Source organism: Phocoenobacter uteri, from assembly GCF_900454895.1.
GTDB lineage: Bacteria > Pseudomonadota > Gammaproteobacteria > Enterobacterales > Pasteurellaceae > Phocoenobacter > Phocoenobacter uteri.
The window spans coordinates 1,614,699-1,635,542 of the sequence record NZ_UGTA01000001.1; the positions used below are offsets into that span (position 1 = coordinate 1,614,699).

The window sequence follows — 20,844 nt, forward strand, 5'->3', positions numbered from 1 at the left end:
AAAAATATTGCAACGGATAAATTTATTCTTAATAGAAATACTACCATTACAACAAAATTTGAAAAACTCATACCTATTTTAAAAGGAAAGGCGAGCTAACCAAATGCATTTTCAAAGCATTAAGCGATAATTTTAGCGAACTAAATTACAACAAAGAAACCTGAATGCTGGTATATCAAAACTATGATTTTGTACGGTTAGAAAACCATTTTGAATTTGAAATAAATTCACAGTATTTGGAAATTGTATAATAAAAATCCCCCCAAACGTTGTATCCAACTTTGGGGGGATTTATGTCACTTAATACTTATTTAATTAAGCACCAAACGGGTCATCAAAGATCATTGTTTCTACACGATCAGGACCGGTTGAAAGAATTGAAATCGGCACGCCAACCACTTCTTCAATACGTTTAATATAATCAATCGCTGCTTGTGGAAGCTCATCACGATTCGTCACACCAAAGGTATTTTCGTCCCAACCCGACATTGTTTCATAAATTGGCTCAACACCTTCCCAATCTTTTGCTGCTAGCGGTGCATATTCTACAATATCACCATTCGGCATTTTATAGCCAACACAGATTTTAAGTTCTTTAAAACCATCTAGCACATCAAGTTTGGTCATACAGAAGCCTGAGATTGAGTTGATTTGTACCGCACGACGTACTGCCACAGCGTCAAACCAACCACAACGACGTGGACGACCTGTTACCGCACCAAATTCATTACCTTTGCGAGCAATCTCCATACCAACATCATCAAATAATTCTGTTGTGAAAGGACCGCCACCAACACGCGTACAGTAAGCTTTAATGATACCTAACACATAATCAATATGACGTGGACCAAAACCAGAACCAGTAGAAACACCACCTGCTGTGGTATTTGAGCTAGTTACATAAGGATAAGTACCTTGGTCAATATCCAGCATTGTGCCTTGTGCACCTTCAAATAAGATGTTATCCCCATTTTTACGTGCTGTATCTAATATAGTGGTAATATCTGCAACCATACCTGTAATAATGTCAGCAACAGCTAATACATCATTAAATGTTTTTTCAAAATCAACAGGTTCAGCTTTATAGTAATGTACCAATTGGAAATTATAATATTCCAAGATTTTTTCTAGTTTTGCCTTAAAAGCATCACGATCAAATAAATCGCCCACACGTAAACCACGACGAGCCACTTTATCTTCATAAGCAGGCCCAATACCACGTCCTGTTGTACCAATCGCATTTTTACCTAGTGCTTTTTCACGCGCGTGATCCATTGCAACGTGATAAGGTAGAATTAAAGGACAAGCTTCTGAAATCAATAATCTTTCACGAACGTTGATACCACGCTTTTCTAACTCGCCCATCTCTTGCATTAGTGCTTCAGGGGAAACCACAACACCATTACCAATTAAACAAGTCACATTATCACGTAAAATACCAGATGGAATTAAACGTAATACTGTTTTCTCACCATTGATGATGAGCGTATGCCCCGCATTATGTCCACCTTGATAACGAACAACATATTTTACTCGGTCAGTAAGAAGATCAACAATCTTTCCCTTGCCTTCATCTCCCCATTGAGCTCCGAGTATAACAACACTTTTTCCCATAAACGCCTCCGCTTAATCTATTTCATTGGTTAAACTTGTTTAAAATTTCTTCTAAATAAAGAAATCTAAAAATAAAAAACCCAGTGTTTAGTTGCACTGGGTTTTAGATACTTCTATTTTGTAGGTGCTTGCATAAAGCGGAAAAACTCGCTATTCGGTTTAATCAACATCATATTGTTTTTTCCTTCTGCAAAGCTTTCTTCATATGCTTTTAAACTACGCATAAAGCTATAAAAGTCAGGATCTTGTCCAAAAGCATTCGCATAAATTTTTGCTGCTTTTGCATCCCCCTCCCCTTTTAATTCTGCGGCTTTTTTATTCGCATTCGCTAAAATTAAGGTGACTTTTTTATCCACATTCGCACGAATAAACTCTGCTTTTTCCTGCCCCTGTGAACGGTGCTCTTTAGCTACTGCATTACGTTCAGCACGCATACGCTGATAAATTGAAGAAGATACTTCGTTTGGTAAATTGATCTGCTTTACACGCACGTCAATTACTGCAATCCCTAATTTCTCCGCACTGTCATTACCGACATTCAAGGCTTTTTGTGCATCTGCCATCAACTCGCCACGAGAACCTGAAACAATATCTTTAATAGTACGAGAACCAATTTCAGAACGTAAGCGGTCATTTACTTTACGTTTTAATAGGCTTGCTGCTTTTAAATAATCGCCACCCGTTGCCATATAAAATTGACCAAAATCACTGATTCGCCATTTCACATAAGAATCGACTAATAAGTCTTTTTTCTCAACAGTCACAAAGCGGTCTTCTGCACCGTCTAAAGTTAAAATGCGAGCATCAAGTACTTTTAGGTGATCAAAATAAGGCACTTTAAAATGTAAACCAGGTTTATACACGACGACTTTATTGTCTGAATCACGAAGCACTTTATTAAAGCGTAGCATAATGCCTCTTTGCCCTTCTTTTACCACAATCGCAGATTGAAAAAGGGTAAAAATAACGACTGCTAGTATAGGTAAAAATAGTTTACGCATTATTCAAATCTCCCCTTACGACCCGACTCTTCTTTTACTTGTCTTGCACTATATGGCTCAGTTTCCGTTTTTGATTCTACCATTTTTGCATTTTCTGATAAAAATTTACCCGCTTGTGGTTCATTGAATGATACATCAACCGCCGTTTTTGGCATTGTCATCATTTTATCCACCGGCAACACCATCAGATTATTACTTTTGGTATCGTCCATCATCAACTTCGGCGTATTTTTCATTACCTTTTCCATTGTTTCAAGGTATAAACGCTCTTTCATAATTTGTGGGGCAAGCTTGTATTCAGATAAAAGTTGCGTAAAACGAGAAATTTCCCCTTTCGCATTTAATACCACTTTTTCCTTGTAAGCGTTTGCTTGCTCTAAAATACGTTGTGCATTACCACGAGCAATCGGTTCTTGACCTCGAGCATAAGCCTCTGCTTCACGGATTAAACGTTGTTCATCTTCCTGTGCTTTAATTGCATCATCAAAGGCATCTTTTACCTCTTCAGGTGGACGTGCATATTGGAAGTTCACATCTGTTACCAGTAATCCCATATCATAGGTTTTAATAATTTCACGCAATTCTTTCCACGTTTTTTCACGCACCACAGCACGTCCAGTGGTTAAAATATCGTCCATTGTCATATGTCCAATAACATAACGCAATGCACTGTCTGTCGCTTGTTTTAAGCTATCATCAGGATTTGCCGCACTAAATAAATATTTTGCTGGATCTTCAACACGGTATTGCACTGTCATTTCAACAGAAACCATATTTTCGTCTTGAGTCAACATTGAACCACGCGTGTTTAATTCAGATACTCGCTCAACATTGATTGGAATCACTTTATCAATGAAAGTTGGCTTCCAGTTTAAACCCGGCATAACGATTTCATTTACTTTACCAAAACGAGTCACCACACCACGCTCTGCTTCTTTTATCGTATAGAAACCAGAACCAGCCCAAACTAATAGCCCTAATCCTAAGGCGATTGGCAATAATTTGGTAAATTGAGGTTGAGAATTTTGGGTGCTCCCGTTTCCGAAACCATTAGGCTTGCCTAGTTTTTTTAATAAATTACTAAACACTTCTTCTAGATCTGGTGGCTGTTGATCGTTTTGAGGCTCTTTTTGATTTTCGGGTTCTTGCTGGTTTTCAGGCTTTTTCTGTCCTGGTTTACTCCAAGGATCTTGATTACCTGATTCATTCCACGACATATATTTCTCCGTTAAAATATTATTTTACGCAAACGCTTGATTGTACCTATTTAATTTTATTTTGGCTAGGGGGTAATAAGCATAAAAAAGCCCAGTATTTTAAATTACTGGGCTATTAAACATTCGATTCAAATTAGAATTTTACAAATGATTGAATATTTTGGATGGTTGCTTTACCAATTCCAGGCACATTTAATAATTCAGATGCATCCTTAATTTTACCCACTTTTTTACGGTAATCCATAATTGCTTTCGCTTTCTTCGGTCCAATACCCGCTAAATTTTGTAACTCTTCTTCTGTTGCAGTATTAAGATTTACAACTTTTGATACTTTCTTAGCAGCTGTTTTTTTAGATTGTGATACTTTTTTAGTTGCATCTTTCTTCATCGAAGTTGTTTTTTGCTTCATATCTGCTTTTTTAGTAGATACTTTTTCTTTCATCGCCATTTTGCTATCAGATAAATTCTTTTTCACTGTCTCTGATTTATTTGTTACTTTTTCAGATACTGATTTTTTTGCATTTTCTTTTGCAGAAATGACCGCTTGCTTTGTCGTTTTTGTTGTTGATTTTAATACTTTTTCAGTTTTTTGTGCCTTCTGTGCTTTTTTCGTCGCTTTGAGTGCTTTTACTTTCTTCGCTTTCTTTACCTTTTTCGCTTTTTTCTTCATTACCTGAGCTGTCTTTTGTTTGTCTGCTTTAGAAGAAGCTGTGCTAGGTGCAGCAAAAGAAGCCGTTGAAACTGCAGTTGCGATTGATAATACTAATAATGATTTTAAAAATTTCATATAAATTCCTTAGTGAATAAAAATAAAAAAATGGCGGTCTGATCCAATCAGACCGCCATTTTGTCTAAAAGTTCTACAATTAAATGTTAATTACAGCGAACAATACTAACACACTGTATAAAATAGATAAACCGTAGAAAATAATGCCACTTGCTGGTAAATGAATTTTAAAATCGTGCAAGCCGTGATGAATACGGTGCATTGCCCCCCAGACAGGGAAGATCAAGAACCCTAAAATCACAAGTTTACCAAACCAACATTGTGAAAATGCCACAAGATTTTCAACACCACCGTCAATTAAGCCAAATGGCAATAATAATCCAATCACTAACACTAAAATAGGGTAGAACATTGCACTTACTGTTGTACCCGCACCAAAAAGTAACCATACAACAGGTTCATTAGAACGTTTAATTTCTTTCATTTTCTCCCCCATTAAATGTACATCAACACAAGAATTACAAGGCTTACGAATGCTGTTGCACCCCATAATCCAATCGTAATAATATTTGGATTGATACGTTGATTTTTAACAATAATATTTAATACTTTTGGTGTCATAAAGTAGTAAGTAACCGTATTTAAGATCACTGCACCCAATGTGATGATATTTAAAATAACCACCACTGGATTTTGTAAAAATGGAATGAAATTCGCTTTTACATCTTCTACACCGCCACCTAAACAGATCGCACCATAAAGTAATACCAAACAGAACCAAAGTGTTGGAATTGCCGTTGCTTCACGAACGATATAAAGTTTGTAAAAATCTAACTTTTTCCACCAGCTTGGTGTCATTTCACGCACATATTTTTTGCGTTTAGTTGTTTCAGTTGTCATCTTACACTCCTTATTTCTTTGGTTTTAACATTGAAATCACGTAATCTTTCGAGCTTTCAACTTTACCTTGGTTTACGGCTGCCGCAGGATCGACATGTTTTGGACATACTTCTGAACAATATCCCACAAAAGTACAGCTCCACACCCCGTTTTTACCATTGATTACTTTCATACGCTCTGCTTTACCATTATCACGGTTATCAAGGTTATAACGGTGTGCCAATGTTAATGCCGCAGGACCAACAAACTCAGGGTTTAAACCAAATTGTGGACAGGCTGCATAACATAAACCACAGTTAATACACATTGAGAATGTACGGTATTTTTCTAACTGTGCAGGCGTTTGTTTAGTACGTGTTTTTTCAAGTTTTAAGCGTGCTTCTGGATGATCTTTATCATCAAGCGACTCTTTCAGTTCAGGGGCTTGATTATCAATAATATAAGGTTTGATCGCTTCTAAACTTTCAATAAAGTGACTTAAATCCACCACCAAATCACGTTCGATTGGGAAGTTTGCTAATGGTTCAATACGCATATGACCACTGTAATCACGTAAGAATGTTTTACAAGCAAGTTTCGGCTTATTGTTTACCATCATTCCACAAGAACCACAGATCGCCATACGGCAAGACCAGCGATAAGAGAGCTCTGGTTCTTCTTCATCTTTAATATAACCAAGTGCATCAAGTAATGAAGTTTGACTATCGTAAGGCACTTGATATTGAGTTAAATGTGGTTCGTTATCTTTTTCTGGATTATAACGAAGCACTTCAACAGTCATCATTTTTTGTTCTGCCATTTTTTACTCCTTAGCTGCTTTTGCGGCTTTCTCAGCAGCTTCTGCCGCTTCGGCTTCTGCACCATAAACACGTTTTGCTGGTTGTGAAGTGGTAATCTTCACATCGCTGTATTTAATGGTTGGTGCAGCGTCTTTATTATAGTAAGCCAATGTATGTTGTAAGTAGTTTTCATCATCACGTTCAGTGTAGTCTAAACGTTGGTGTGCACCACGAGACTCTTTACGTTCCAACGCAGAAGATGAAATAGCCTGAGCAACATCAAGGATATAACCCAACTCAATTTTGTATAATAAATCAGTATTAAATACGCTTGAGGTATCTTTAATGCTGATTTTTTTGTAACGTTCTTTAAGTTCAGCAATCTTATTAACAGTGGTTTGCATACTTTCTTCAGTACGATAAATACCACAGCCTTCTTCCATTGAATCACCCATTTCATTACGAATTTGTGACCAAGACTCATCACCTTCTTGACGCGCTAACTCGTGAACACGGGCTAAAATATCTTTTGCTTGTGCATCAATAACGGCTTGATTTCTTGTTGTTGCCTCTGACGCAACACGTGCTGCACCTTCCCCTGCCACACGACCAAGAACGGTTAATTCAGCCAATGAGTTTGAACCTAAACGGTTTGCACCATGTAAGCCTGATGACGCACATTCGCCCACTGCGAATAAGCCTTTGATAATAGTTTCAGATTGTTGATTTACTTCGATACCACCCATTGTATAGTGAACCACAGGACGCACTGGAATTGGTGCTTCTGCTGGGTCAACCCCTTCATAGGCTTTTGCTAATTCACAGATAAATGGTAAACGCTCTTGTAAGTATTTTGCACCCAAGTGACGTAAATCAAGATGAACAATGTCCACGCCTTTCGCTGTTTTAAGGGTGTTACCTTTACGCCATTCTTGCCAGAATGCTTGTGAAACTTTATCACGCGGACCAAGTTCCATATATTTATTTTCAGGTTTGCCGACTGGTGTTTCAGGTCCTAGACCATAATCTTGTAGGTAACGGTAGCCGTCTTTATTCACAAGAATACCACCTTCACCACGACAACCTTCTGTCATTAAGATACCGGTATTTGGTAAGCCTGTTGGGTGATATTGAACGAATTCCATATCACGTAATGGAACACCGTGACGATACGCCATAGATAAACCATCACCTGTTACGATACCGCCATTGGTATTGAAACGGAATGCACGACAACCACCACCTGTTGCGATAACAACCGCATTCGCATTGATTTGAACAAATGTCCCTTCCATCATATTCATTGCCACACAACCACGTGCGTGACCATCATCAGTCAGAATATCTAAGACGAAATGCTCATCAAAACGGATAATTTGTGGGTATTTAATTGAAGTTTGGAAAAGAGTATGTAATAGGTGGAAACCTGTTTTATCTGCTGCGAACCAAGTACGCTCAATTTTCATTCCACCAAAACGACGTACGTTTACACCGCCATCTTCCTTACGACTCCAAGGACAACCCCAACGTTCAAGTTGAGTCATTTCAACGGGTGAATGTTTCACAAAATATTCAACCACATCCTGCTCACATAACCAGTCACCACCTGCCACTGTATCGTGGAAGTGTTTTTCATAAGAATCGGTTTCTTTAATAACTGCCGCTGATCCACCTTCCGCTGCCACAGTGTGACTACGCATTGGATAAACTTTTGAAATTAAAGCAATTTTTAAGTTTGGGTTTGCTTCCGCTGCCGCAATCGCAGCACGTAAGCCACCACCACCAGCGCCCACAATCGCTACATCAACATTTACAGTTTGCACAATATACTCCTACTCATTTAGGGAAAAATAAATTATCTTACTTGATAGATAAATTGTGACATTTTTTTAGTAAAATTTATAACCTTTCTTAGCGATTTTGTGATCTACCTCAAATTGTTTCAGAGTTGTAACAGACGTATTGATAAGCACTATCAACTAAAGGGGTTTTTATCTAAAAATGATAATGCTACAATCACGGAAAATCTTATAAGCGGTAACATTTTATGGAAAATTTACAATTAGATGAAATAAATTGGCAGCCTACTGCCTCTATCGAAAATTTATTACAACGTGCTGAAATTATTAAGAATATACGCCAATTTTTTACAGAACGAGGTTTACTAGAAGTCGAAACCCCTATTCTAAGCGAGTTTGGTGTGACTGATATCAATCTTTCAACTTTCAACACTCAATTTAGCTCGCCTTTTTCAAGTGAATCTAAAACACTCTACTTAATGACAAGCCCTGAATATCATATGAAACGCTTGCTTGCTGCTGGCTCTGGTGCAATTTTTCAGTTCTGTAAAGTATTTCGAAATGAAGAAGCAGGTAATCGCCATAATCCTGAATTTACAATGCTTGAATGGTATCGTCCACATTTTGATATGTACCGTTTAATCAATGAAGTCGATGATCTATTGCAACAGACCTTAGATTGCGAACCTGCTGAATCATTTAGTTATCAATTTGTGTTCCAAAATTATGTTGGCTTAGATCCTCTCTCGGCCTCTAAAAAACAGCTTGTGGATAAAGCACGTGAACAAGGCTTACAATGCGATGACGAAGAAAACCGTGATGTTTTATTACAATTCTTGTTCACAGAAATGGTTGAGCCAAAAATCGGCCAAGAGCGTCCTGTGGCAATCTACCACTTCCCTGCTTCTCAGGCAGCCTTAGCCCAAATGAGTGCTGAAGATCATCGTGTTGCAGAGCGTTTTGAGTTTTATTTTAAAGGAATTGAACTCGCCAATGGTTTTCACGAATTACAAGATGCAGATGAACAAATTCGCCGTTTTATGCAAGATAACGCAGAGCGTGAAAAATTAGGCTTACCACAACAAACCCTAGACTCTCGATTTCTTGCCTCTTTAAAAGCGGGTATTCCAAACTGTTCAGGGGTTGCTCTTGGCGTGGATCGCTTACTTATGCTTGCAATGGACAAGCAACATATCAACGAAGTGATTTCTTTTGGAATTGATGTTGCTTAATGGATTTTAGACATATCTTTATCTCAAAAGATATGTCTAATTTATAATGCCAATTGAGGATAATATTTCTCTGTTAATTCAACAAGTTGCGTTAAATTTATTTGTTGAAAATTAGAGCGTGTTATCGCTAATCCTCTTGCTTGCACATCTTGTTCTAAAATATAAAGATTAGCAATTTTTGCAAAAAGTTGCGAATTTTTGACCGCTTGTAGCACACCATTTTGCCATAATACAACCGCATCTTGCTCAGTGATATTCCCTAAAATTTCTTCAAGTTCCGATAAATTATATTGTGCGTTAGAAAGAGTATAGAGCATAAGAATTCCTAAAAAGTCAGCACTTTTTGTGACTGCTGTAAAATATCAAAAATAGTTTGTTGAGAAACACATTGATAGCCTGAAATAAGCAAATTATCAGCACTGATATTACGTTGTTGTAATGACTGCTGACAAATAAAACATTCTGATAATTCATAAAGATCGATCAATTTAAAAGTGACACTATGATCTTTTTGCAAAATCAAATCAGGGTGTTGATCTTTGAGCAAATTAAATACGCCATCATTTAAAAAGCAGATCGCAATTTCATCCTCATCACAAAATACACTTGCTGCAAGCAAAGCATCTAGCCCTTCTCGACTTATTGCCGAATCAAAAGGGGGCTGCGTAAATAAAACGGCTAATTTATATTTTTTCATCTTAAAAAGTTATCAATCTATCAGCATTGAACATTGCTTGGCTAAATTCACCCAAGCCTGCCAAAATAAAGCTTTCGGCTAAATTTATGTTATCAGTTATCGGCGTTGTGCTTTGATCCACCACACCTCGTCTTTGGGCTGCTGACACACATAAATGTAAAGATAAGCGGTGTGATTTTGCTAAATTTTGCCATTTTTCGACTAAATTTACTTCATCAGAAGCAGGATTAACTAAACAGTTTGCGTTACTTACGCCGTCTTGAAAAAAGAAGACCTGTGTAACGCTATGTTTCTGAGCTAATAACGTTTCCACAAATTGATAAGCCAATGCACTGCCTTGTGAACCAAAAACAGGGGATTTCACCGCAATCACATAGTTCATTAGTCCTGTTCCTGCTTAATTTGACGGATATATAAATACACCGTATGGCGTGAAATATTTAAACGCTCCGCCACCTGATTGATTGCATCTTTGATATCAAAAATACCTTTCTCAAATAACGAACCAACAATTTGGCGATTTTTATTATTATTTGCTACACCACTATCTGCTGAAATTTCATCAACGGTTTTTTCAATAGTTTGAGCCACCAAATCTTCCACCGAACTTGCAAAAGTTTCTTCCACTTCTGGCTCTTCTGGGGGCAAAATGAAACTATTTAAAAACTGTGATACAGGCACATCCAAATTCAAATTGATACAAAGTAATCCAATAATTCGTTGCTTACTGTTACGAATCGCAATGGTGTTCGATTTCATCAAAACATTGCCCTTCGCTTTGGTAAAATAAGGTTTTGAGTGTTGCTGATTGCCCATCTGATGTAGCGATTGCAAGGCTCGATTGGTAATTGGCGAACCGATTTTACGATCCGTATTATGTCCATTCGCAATATAAATCGCCGAATGTTCAAGGGTTTCTAACGAGTGTAAAACAATCTCACAATATTCACCAAGTAAAGCTGCTAGCCCATCAACAACGGGAATGTAAGACTCAATAATAGCGTAATCTTCAAGTTCAAAAGGGTCTGAATTTATCATAATTTAAAGGCGTGGCTAGGCACACTAGCCACGTTATTATTGTTATTTAGCTGGTTTGAAATCTAATAATTCAATTTTAAAAATTAAGGTTGAATTTGCTGGAATCTGTCCTGCTGGACGATCGCCATATGCTAATTCAGGTGGGGTAACTAATTCCATTTTTCCGCCTTTTTTAAGCATTGGAATAGCTTCTTTCCACGCTGGAATAAGCTGGCTTAATTGAAACTCAATTGGCTCACCACGTTTGTATGAGCTATCAAATACTGTACCGTCTGTTAGTGTACCTTCATAATGTACTTTCACAGTATCCTCTACTTTTGGTGATTCACCTTCGCCTGCTTTTTCAATTTTATACATTAAACCAGATTTAGTCGTTTTTACACCGTCTTTCTTCGCAAATTCTTCACGGAATTTTTTACCCGCTTCAATCGTTGCTTCGCTTTGTTTCGCTAAAATTTTTGCTTCTTTTTCAGAAATAAATTTATCTAACGCTTCCAAATGTGCTTTTAATTCATCGTTGCTTAATTTACTTGTGCTTTTTAACGTTTCAGAAAAACCTGCAATGATTTTATCTTTGTTATAAGTAAGCATTTCTTTTTGTGATTTTGTGATTTCATCAACTTGTTTACCCATCAAAACACCAATCGCATAAGATGATTCATCAACAAATTTTTGATCTGCTTTTTGATCCGCCATCACTGATTGTGAAGTTACAAGTGCCGTTGCCATTACAGTTACAGAAAGTGCCACAGCTGAAAGTTTAGTTTTTAACATAAATATTCCTTTAATTTTTGGTCTATCAGTATAAATAAATAGCCCGAAAGGGTTTAAACACGAGAACGAATAGAGTAAAGTATATTCCTTTAATAAACAATAGTCATCATTAAAATGAATACTGATAATAATCTATTACTCACTCAAATTGCTGAATTAGAAACCAAAATTGCGTTTCAAGAATCCACAATTGAAGACTTAAACCAAGCATTGATTCAACAACAGTTTGTTTTAGATAAACTGCAAACACAGGTCCGTCATATTGCAGAAAAACTCAAAAATGCTCAATCAAGCAATATCGCCTCATTATCAGAGGAAACACCGCCTCCGCATTATTAAAAGACAAGAAAATAAGCGGTTAGTTCTGAGTAAGAATTTGTAAAATTTATTAAATAAAAAAGCAGGCACATTGCCTGCTTTTTGCTTAAAAATAGGATTACTATTTATTTCTTAACTCAGAATATGTCATATTAATATCATGCCAAACAATTTTATGTTTGCTATAACGTTTAATTTCAACACTTACGCGACGATTTGTAATCAGGCATTCTTTTAATCTTGTTTTTTCCAATTTTTTATCACATTGTTTGATAGGTTCCTTTTCACCTCGTCCAGCAGTTGTAATATTCTTAGGGTTAACACCTTGAGTTATTAGATAATCTCCGATAGTTGCAGCTCGTCTTTCAGAAAGTTTTTGGTTGTAATCATCACTTCCCATATAGTCTGTATGACCAATAAGGCTTAATTGAGCTTTATTTCCTTCCTTAAGGACATAGTTTGCTAATTTTTCCAACTCTTTTTTCCCTTCAGGACGAATATCATTGAATCCACTTTTATCAAATTCAAATAGCATATCCGCACTTAAATTTAATTTTTCGTGTAAACAATCTGCTGGCTTCAAATAATAATTTTGTGCACGATAATTTTTATCAAATAAAATTTTTAGTTGACATTGTTTAATAGAACCGTCACTCATATTAAAATTGAATAAATAATTCCATTCTTTTGCACGAAATCTTTCTTGAAAATGGGGATGTTCAATAATTTTTTTTAACTGTGAGCGAGTTAAATTTTTCTGTAACAAATCAATTTCATCTTGAGAGGGGAATGTTCCGCCCTCTAAACTTGCCTCTTCAATTGCGGGCCATTTTAAATCTTTACTTACTAAATTTCCTTCATCATTGATTTGATTTGTATCGACAACACTATTACATCCAGTGAAAGCAATACTCACAAAAGTTGAAAGCATGACTACATTTAATTTTTTCATTATTTACCTACCATATTTTATAGCTAACAGAAGCACCAACAGTTGTATTAGACTGAGAATCTACTGCCAAAGCTCCTTTAACAATCCATTTATTATTATCAGATGATGTTGATAATCCAACGGCTAATGCGCTTTCACCTCGGTGTGTTGCAACACCTGCAGTCACATAAGCTTCTCCACTTTCAAGTGGCTGAGCTAGCATTGCCATTGCAGCACTACCTGCAATTCCTGCTCTCGCGTTTTTATCTACATTGTTAATTGCTTTGTAAATATTTTGGTTACTTGAATTTAACTGAGCTACATTGACAGCATCGTTTGGTGCAGTACCCGCTTTAACGCCTTTAATTTGCTTATTGCCAGCATTAATGCCTGTGTTTTTATTAATGACAACATCTCCAATTTGTACATTATCAAAGTTCACATTATTCGCAGTTGAAATTTGTAATAAACCATCTTTATTTAGTTTAGAAACTAAGTTTTTACCTGTTTCCACCGTTAATTTACTGCCTGCTTTAATTGTTGCACTACCAACTTTTGCAATCACTTCAGTATCCGTATTTTTATTGGTTATTTTATGGCTTGCACTATTAATAGCATTTGCAATATCACCAGCATTAACTAAAGATTTAGCATTTTTACCCTCTGGTACAATGACCTTTCCTGCATTTGGATTATTTTCACGATTTTCAACGGCTAGTTTGATCGTTTTTGCAGAAATAGAGCTACTTACCACATCTCCCGCGTTAATCACTGCAGAATCAATTGGATTACCATTAGTATCTGTTTTAACCCAAACAATATTGTTATCTTTAACAATCTGAACAATATTAGCGCCATCTTTTGCTTTACCAGTAACTCGGATAGTTTGATTATCAGCATTAACATTGAATGTTATTTTTGTTTCTTTACTATTAGTTGAAACATTTGCTGTTGTACCCGCTCCATTTACAAAGTTCACGGTATCGTAAGCTTTGATAAAATCTTTTGCTTTGCCATTATTTTGTAAATTAAAGCCTGCATTTAAGACATCTCCAACAGAGGCAGCATTGTTTTGATTTAATGCTTTATCGCCTTTTGGTAAAGTAGCTGAAATTGATGGTGAAGTTGTGCCTACTTTTGCACCATCTAAGTTACCAGCTAAATTTGTCAGTGTAGTTGGCTCCGTCGTTGAGCCATCTGCACTTTGTATCGCAGTAATAATTTCTGTAGGTTTAACTTTTTCTCCAGAACCATCTTTTCCTGTAGTGAAATCTCCATTTGATTGTTTATATACTTTTGTGCCATCAGCTTTAGTATAAACAATGGCTTGCAAGCTATCATTCAAAATAGATTGAGTATTTGTGCTAAATGTGAATTTTCCACCTTTCTGTTCAATGGTAATATGGTCACCTGCAATTAATTCAACTTTTTCACCCGCTTTCACTAGATGATCTTTATTTTCACCAGTTACTTTACCACCTTGAGCAGAAGCAAGGATATTAAAGCCTGCATTATTGATTGCTTTGGCTATATCACCTGCATTAACAAGAGATTCTGCATTATTACCAGTTGGTTCAACAATTTTACCCGTAGGTTTGTTATCTTGATTTTTGGCTAATTCTAATTGCGTCGTTTTAGCAGAAATTGCGGTTGATACAACATTTGAAGCCTGAACTTCTTTTGTTTTATCTACTTTTCCTGATTTATCTACGCTGTAGAATTTATTTCCGATTTTCACAACCTTATTACCATTGCTATCTTTACCTGTAATTTCTGTTGTTTTACCATCAACATTTACATCATAACTAACCTTAGACGTTTGACCTTTAGCATCAGTTTCCACTTTAGCAATTGTGCCTTGACCATTTATAAAATTCACAGTGTCATAAGCTTTCACAAAATCTTTTGCTTTACCATTATTCTGTAAATTAAATCCTGCATTTAAAACGTCGCCTACAGTTGCAGCATTATTTTGATTAAGTGTTTTATCACCTTCTGGTAATTTAGCTGAAGTTGTTGGTGCAGTTGTATTTGCTTTTGCTCCATCTAAGTTACCAGCTAGATTAGTAAGTGTAGTTGGTTTTTTAGTATCACCATCAGCGCTTTGTATCGAAGTAATAATACTTCCAATATCTTTAATTTTCTCACCAGAACCATCTTTTCCTGTGGTGAAATCACCATTTGGTTGTTTATATACTTTTGTGCCATCAGCCTTGGTATATACCACAGCTTGTAAAGTATCATTTAAAATAGCTTGATTATTTGTGCTAAATTTAAATTTCCCTCCATCTTGATTAATAGTTATATGCTCACCAGCAATTAATTCAATTTTTTCACCTATCTTCACTAGATGATCTTCATTTTTACCAGTTACTTTACCGCCCTCTGCAGAGGAAACAATATTAAAGCCAGCATTATTAATCGCTTTAGCAATATCTCCAGCATTAACAAGTGCTTTTGCATCATTTCCTGTTAGCTCAACAATTTTACCTGTTGGCGTACTTGCTCCTTGCTTAATTTCTGGTGCTAATTGCACTGTTTTAGCTCGAATAGTATTTTTGATTTTTTCTATTTTTTCATCTGCAATTGGCTTGGTTTTATCTGGAGTTCCATCTGGTTTTGCTTCATACCATCTGTTATCTTCAGCTTCGACTACCTTTTTACCATCGACGAAATCAATAGCTTCAACAGTTAAGTTATCAACATTAACGTTTACTTTTACTTCAGACCATTTATTAGCGGTTGTATCAATTGAAACATTTGTACCTTGACCGTTTACAAAGTTTATTGTGTCATACGCTTTTACGAAATCTCTTGCTTCATCATTTTCTCGTAAATTCCAGCCTGCTTGCAAAATATCATCAACAGTAGCTGCGTTAGCTTTTTGTGAATCTGTGATTGTAGGAATTGTTCTATCTATCTCAGATTTTGCATTTGCTTTCGCATTTCTGACCGCTTTATCATAAGCAGCCATATCTTTACCATTTGCAGGTTTCGCCACAATCTTACCTTTTTCATCTTTAATGTCTTTTGCATTAGGCGTGTAATCTTTAGTTCCTGCAAGAGTAGATTTCACGTTTGTTAAGGTGGTTGCTGTTGAGGTTTTACCATCAGCATTATTCATTGAAGCAATAATGTCACTTGGATTTATCGTTTCTGTTTCAGGTACTTGTTCTGTTAAATCAGTAATATTATTTATATCGGTACCTGCTGGATATGCTTTGTTACCTTTTACAATAAGCTTTTTATTTTCTCTATCAACAGGATTACCTTCAGCATCTGTTTTATAGAATTTATCCCCTATCTTGGTCAACTTATTACCATCTTTGTCTGTATAAACTACAGGTAATTGAGCTGATTCGGTAATTGCTTGGTTATTTGTAGCAATGGTAATCCCACCTGCTTTTTGACTTACAGTAATATGATCGCCACCAATGATTTTTACTTCGTCGGATGGATGAATCAATTCAAAATTCTGATTATTAGTATTTTGAACCGAGCCTGTATTACCACCAATTGAAAGTTTAAAACCTGATTGATTAATCGCATTACTAATGTCTCCAGCATTTACTAATTTTTTCTTATTAGTATTATCTACATCAGCAATTTTCCCATCATTTACCATTAATGTTACGGTATTAACTTTTACACCATTATTATCGACAACTAATGTTTCATCAGCTGGTTTAACCGCTATTTGATAATTAGCAGGTTGATCTTGTTTATCTTTATTTAGATCGGTTAAGGTAATGCCATTCCCCGCTGTAACTTTAGCGCCTGCTTTATTAAGTTTTTGCTGTGCACTTTGGCTAAGTTTTACTGTAAATACTCGATTATCTTTATTTGCATCTTGATCATTTACAGTAACTTCAATATCTCCTTCACCCTTAACGGTTTCACGAGATTTTGCTTCAAAGTCTCGTACTGTGTTGTCATTGATTTTAGTTTTATCAATGGATTTATCATTGATCGATAAACTAAACGTATTGCCTTGTACATCATCTGTTTTTTGACCTGTTACCTTAATAACATTATCACCTGTTACATTAGATTTTGCATTTTTTATTGCATTATAGACCGCTTGTGATGTCGCAACTTTAGTACTTTGTTTATTCGTTTCATTAAGTTCAGTTTCTTTTTGTAATGCTAATTGAAGTTTTGCATTATTTCCATCTGCTTGCGCATTTACAGAGATATCTTCTCCATTTTCAGCACCTTCGATGCTTACTTTATTGTTTAACTTAACTTTATGATCTCCACCAGTATTACCAGTGAAAGTTAAGCCTTTTTCATCAATATAAGTTTTCACCTTTTTCAACTGTGCAACGTTTACTGCATCAGTATCGGCACTACCAGCAGCAAGATTGACAATTTTACGAGTTATGCTACCTAATTTCTGATTTTGGGTGTTTTTTGTATTACCATCATGTCCAATAGAAACAGCGGCAGTGTTTGCTTTCCAAATGAGATCTGTTTCATCTGCATTACCGCCAGTTGCTCCTTTGTTGATATCCCAACCACTGTTTGTTGGAATTCCTTGATTTGCAATAGAATTTGAACCAATAGCAATAGAGTGTTCTTCTTTCGCCTGAGATAAAGAACCTAGTGCTGTTGCATAATTACTTTTAACTTGAACACTATGTCCTAATGCAACTGCATTTTGTCCTTCTACTACAGTAACTCGGCCGATTGCAATTGAGTAATTTCCACTACCTTGCACACCATTATTTTTAGGTGCTATACCAGTTCTTGCTCCATTACCAATTGCAATAGAATCATTACCATATACTTTTGATGTACGACCTAAAGCTACAGCCGCTTCACCATTCCCATCAGCCCCATTACCAATTGCAATAGCTTCTTTTTTCTGAGATTTCGCTGTACGGCCTAATGCAATAGAACTAAATTCTGAGGCTTCAGTACTATCTCCAATTGCAATAGATCTTTCACCATTTGCTTTAGCTATACGCCCTAAAACGATAGAAGCTTCGCCCATCGCTTTTGAGTGAGGACCTGCTGCAAAAGAGTCTTTTCCAGTTGCAGTTGCTACATTACCAATTGCAATCGTATTTTCATTCTGAGCTTTAGTACTTACACCAATCGCTACGCTATATTTACCTGTTGCACCTGCTTTTGAATCAATTTTACCTTTGTTATCATTACTGTCACCGTTAAGCTGAGTATCAGTATTTTCATTAACATGAACATAGACATCTTGATTGACCTTTTTAATTGCATCATGGATATTATCAGCCCCTGTATCACCAATATTAGTAAAAGTGATGCCTCCTTCTGGTGTTAATGTCGCATTACCACCGAAATTATTTACTACACTACCTGCAACATTACCTAATACTTTATTTGTTGCATATAGTTGCGATCCATTGATTGCGTCGGTAGACCATTCTTTAACAGCACCTGGAGCAACGTTTTTGATTTGTCTCTCATAGCCAATTGAGCCGATAGATAATTGTTCACCACCATTTTCTATATTTTTACCACCAGCAAAGTTACCATATTTAATTTTATTATTTTCACCATTTTTAATAGCTTCAATTATTATTTCGGCTCTTTCAACTTTCTCTGCTTTTGAGCCTTTACCTTTTGCACCTTCTCTAGCCTCACCATTTTCAAAAAAATCATTTTTAGTGTTCATTGAAAGTTGCATTTCGGTTTTATCACCTGTTTGAGAGCCCGCACCCAAAGCAATTGAATCATCTCTCAATGCAGCAGCACCAACCCCAAAAGCAGTTGAATCCATACCATCTGCTCTTGAAATGGTTCCAATTGCAGTAGCTAAATCGCCTTTAGCACTTGATTGTACTCCAATAACAACAGAACCTTGTCCTGTTGCCTCTGTTTTTACAAATCGATCATACTTTCCGTCTTCTACTTTAGTATCACCGACTAAGTAATGCCCTGTTTTTTCTAGATAATGCTTAGCAACCATTGAATCATTAAATTCTTTTCTTTTTTCTTCATTGAAATCTCCCCAACCGAATTTATCCTGTTTTACTCTCTCATCTTTTCCTAAAGCATTCGCGATATCATCTAAATCATCTCCACCAATTGCAATACTTGAGCTACCCTTAGCAACAACATCAGCACCAATAGCAATGGATTGTTCACCTTTAGCTTTAGCTCCATCATCAGAATTTTTTGAACCTCCAATCGCAATAGATTGAGAACCGGAAGCTGTTGTATTAGCACCTATAGCAACAGAAGATTTTGTTTCATCCCCACTCTTTTCTGTTTTCGCACTATGCCCAATAGCCACTGAATTTTCTTGACCTGCTTTAGCATCTTGCCCTGTTTGAACGCTCATTCCTTTCGTACCGTCATTTACAGGAAGATCGTTTTGTGCAAAAACAAAATTGGGAAAAACGGTTAATAATGCTGAAATCGTGACTAGACTAACAGATACGATTTTTCTTTGACTTGATTTTTTTATACTTTTTGATTTGCTTTGCCCTCTAGCAAGCTCAGATACGACTTGATACGTCCCTGTAGAGTGATTAAATATCACCTTGAATATATTGTTCATAATTCATCCTTGTCTTAAAACTATTTATCAGTATACTAAACAAATAACCCTTAAGTATATATGGATATTTTCAAAGAAAGAATGGTCTGACCTGTTGTTTTTTTTATAGACAACAAAAAAATAAGAGAAGAGCTTCCATTACATACAGAAACTCATCTCTTATTTTCTAGATTATTCGTGACTAAAATTAAAGAATTATTCTCTAAATTTACTAAGTATTACAAACCTTACTCAATTGTACGCAATAACTCGTTAATGCCCACCTTACCTAAAGTTTTAGCATCCACTTTTTTCACGATAACCGCACAGTAAAGGCTATATTTACCACATTTTGACGGTAAGCTACCTGATACAACCACAGAGCCTGCTGGCACACGTCCGTAATGGATTTCGCCCGTTTCACGGTCATAAATACGGGTTGATTGTCCGATAAATACGCCCATAGAAATCACAGAACCTTCTTCTACGATCACGCCTTCAACGATTTCTGATCTTGCACCGATAAAGCAGTTATCTTCAATGATCGTTGGGTTTGCTTGTAATGGCTCTAATACACCACCAATGCCTACACCGCCTGATAAATGCACGTTTTTACCGATTTGAGCACAAGAACCCACTGTCGCCCACGTATCTACCATCGTGCCTTCATCAACATACGCACCAATGTTCACATAAGATGGCATTAACACGGTATTTTTTGCAATGTAAGCCCCTTGACGAACTGTTGCTGATGGCACAACACGGAAGCCTTCTTTATCAAAACGTTCTTGGGTATATTCAGCAAATTTTAATGGCACTTTGTCATAATAATTGGTTTCGCCACCGTCCACTAACACGTTATCACGAATACGGAATGAAAGCAGCACCGCTTTTTTTAACCATTGATGAACAACCCATTCACCGTCAATTTTTTCAGCGACACGTAATTCGCCTGAATCTAATTTTAAAACGGCTTCTTCAATGGCTGCTTTGGTTTCAGCATCCACGTTTGCTGGAGTAATTTCCGCACGGCGTTCAAATGCTGCTTCGATAATTGCTTGTAAAGACATGATATGTTCCTTAATAAAATGAAAATTTGGAAATAGATTAAATAAAGTAGAAAGACTTTATTAGCCAACGCATTATTATCTATTTATAATATCAAAATTGCAACTAAGGATAATTGTTCATATTTTGACAAAATGTAGGAGAGCATTAGCAACTTATTACTTATATACTTCTAGTATCAAATAAATTAATAGGTGCATACTCCATCCACTTTACTTATTCAATA

The 20,844-nt window shown here is 36.2% G+C and carries 18 protein-coding genes; 2 read left to right on the top strand and 16 right to left on the bottom strand.

What is annotated here, in order from left to right; all coding sequences use genetic code 11:
* Window positions 1-315: 315 nt before the first annotated feature.
* The 8 genes from DYE60_RS07370 to frdA form a co-directional block, all read right to left on the bottom strand.
* Complete coding sequence (locus DYE60_RS07370) at window positions 316-1,614, bottom strand: adenylosuccinate synthase (RefSeq protein WP_115315979.1); 1,299 nt, start codon at window positions 1,612-1,614, stop codon at window positions 316-318.
* Between the two features lie 113 nt (window positions 1,615-1,727).
* Window positions 1,728-2,615, bottom strand: coding sequence for a protease modulator HflC (gene hflC / locus DYE60_RS07375; RefSeq protein ID WP_115315980.1), 888 nt, complete (start codon window positions 2,613-2,615; stop codon window positions 1,728-1,730).
* A complete protein-coding gene (gene hflK, locus DYE60_RS07380) occupies window positions 2,615-3,832 on the bottom strand; it encodes an FtsH protease activity modulator HflK (RefSeq protein WP_115315981.1) in 1,218 nt (405 codons plus the stop codon). The genes hflC and hflK overlap by 1 nt, the downstream gene beginning before the upstream one ends.
* A gap of 133 nt (window positions 3,833-3,965) precedes the next feature.
* Window positions 3,966-4,619 (bottom strand): ComEA family DNA-binding protein, encoded by a 654-nt coding sequence (locus DYE60_RS07385; protein WP_115315982.1) that lies wholly within the window; start codon window positions 4,617-4,619, stop codon window positions 3,966-3,968.
* A gap of 79 nt (window positions 4,620-4,698) precedes the next feature.
* Window positions 4,699-5,043, bottom strand: a complete 345-nt coding sequence (gene frdD / locus DYE60_RS07390) for a fumarate reductase subunit FrdD (RefSeq protein WP_115315983.1) — start codon at window positions 5,041-5,043, stop codon at window positions 4,699-4,701.
* An 11-nt stretch (window positions 5,044-5,054) separates the two neighbouring features.
* Window positions 5,055-5,459, bottom strand: a complete 405-nt coding sequence (frdC, locus tag DYE60_RS07395; RefSeq protein ID WP_115315984.1) for a fumarate reductase subunit FrdC — start codon at window positions 5,457-5,459, stop codon at window positions 5,055-5,057.
* 10 nt (window positions 5,460-5,469) lie between these two features.
* Window positions 5,470-6,258, bottom strand: a complete 789-nt coding sequence (locus DYE60_RS07400) for a succinate dehydrogenase/fumarate reductase iron-sulfur subunit (RefSeq protein WP_115315985.1) — start codon at window positions 6,256-6,258, stop codon at window positions 5,470-5,472.
* Window positions 6,259-6,261: 3 nt separating this feature from the next.
* Window positions 6,262-8,061, bottom strand: coding sequence for a fumarate reductase (quinol) flavoprotein subunit (gene frdA, locus DYE60_RS07405; RefSeq protein WP_115315986.1), 1,800 nt, complete (start codon window positions 8,059-8,061; stop codon window positions 6,262-6,264).
* 224 nt (window positions 8,062-8,285) lie between these two features.
* Here frdA and epmA point away from each other — a divergent pair, with 224 nt between their 5' ends.
* The gene (epmA, locus tag DYE60_RS07410; protein ID WP_115315987.1) at window positions 8,286-9,269 is read left to right on the top strand and encodes an elongation factor P--(R)-beta-lysine ligase; all 984 of its coding nucleotides are present in this window, start codon (window positions 8,286-8,288) and stop codon (window positions 9,267-9,269) included.
* A gap of 41 nt (window positions 9,270-9,310) precedes the next feature.
* On the opposite strand, the gene tusB is transcribed toward epmA, so the two are convergent.
* From tusB to fkpA, 5 genes are read right to left on the bottom strand one after another with little or no spacing between them, the layout of a single operon-like run.
* Complete coding sequence (gene tusB, locus DYE60_RS07415) at window positions 9,311-9,586, bottom strand: sulfurtransferase complex subunit TusB (RefSeq protein WP_115315988.1); 276 nt, start codon at window positions 9,584-9,586, stop codon at window positions 9,311-9,313.
* Window positions 9,587-9,594: 8 nt separating this feature from the next.
* Entirely contained in the window at window positions 9,595-9,966 is a 372-nt protein-coding gene (gene tusC / locus DYE60_RS07420; protein WP_115315989.1) for a sulfurtransferase complex subunit TusC, read from the bottom strand.
* A 1-nt stretch (window position 9,967) separates the two neighbouring features.
* Window positions 9,968-10,348, bottom strand: coding sequence for a sulfurtransferase complex subunit TusD (tusD, locus tag DYE60_RS07425; RefSeq protein WP_115315990.1), 381 nt, complete (start codon window positions 10,346-10,348; stop codon window positions 9,968-9,970).
* A complete protein-coding gene (locus tag DYE60_RS07430; RefSeq protein ID WP_115315991.1) occupies window positions 10,348-11,004 on the bottom strand; it encodes a helix-turn-helix transcriptional regulator in 657 nt (218 codons plus the stop codon). The genes tusD and DYE60_RS07430 overlap by 1 nt, the downstream gene beginning before the upstream one ends.
* Before the next feature lie 42 nt (window positions 11,005-11,046).
* Window positions 11,047-11,778, bottom strand: coding sequence for an FKBP-type peptidyl-prolyl cis-trans isomerase (gene fkpA / locus DYE60_RS07435; RefSeq protein ID WP_115315992.1), 732 nt, complete (start codon window positions 11,776-11,778; stop codon window positions 11,047-11,049).
* Window positions 11,779-11,892: 114 nt separating this feature from the next.
* Here fkpA and DYE60_RS07440 point away from each other — a divergent pair, with 114 nt between their 5' ends.
* Window positions 11,893-12,117, top strand: a complete 225-nt coding sequence (locus DYE60_RS07440; RefSeq protein ID WP_115315993.1) for a SlyX family protein — start codon at window positions 11,893-11,895, stop codon at window positions 12,115-12,117.
* 100 nt (window positions 12,118-12,217) lie between these two features.
* Here the strand turns inward: DYE60_RS07440 and DYE60_RS07445 are convergent, their stop codons facing one another.
* The 3 genes from DYE60_RS07445 to dapD all read right to left on the bottom strand — a co-directional run bounded on the left by DYE60_RS07445 (window position 12,218) and on the right by dapD (window position 20,623).
* A complete protein-coding gene (locus DYE60_RS07445; RefSeq protein WP_115315994.1) occupies window positions 12,218-13,048 on the bottom strand; it encodes an OmpA family protein in 831 nt (276 codons plus the stop codon).
* Between the two features lie 7 nt (window positions 13,049-13,055).
* Window positions 13,056-19,571, bottom strand: coding sequence for a YadA-like family protein (locus tag DYE60_RS07450; protein ID WP_115315995.1), 6,516 nt, complete (start codon window positions 19,569-19,571; stop codon window positions 13,056-13,058).
* 227 nt (window positions 19,572-19,798) lie between these two features.
* A complete protein-coding gene (dapD, locus tag DYE60_RS07455; protein ID WP_115315996.1) occupies window positions 19,799-20,623 on the bottom strand; it encodes a 2,3,4,5-tetrahydropyridine-2,6-dicarboxylate N-succinyltransferase in 825 nt (274 codons plus the stop codon).
* Window positions 20,624-20,844 lie beyond the last annotated feature (221 nt).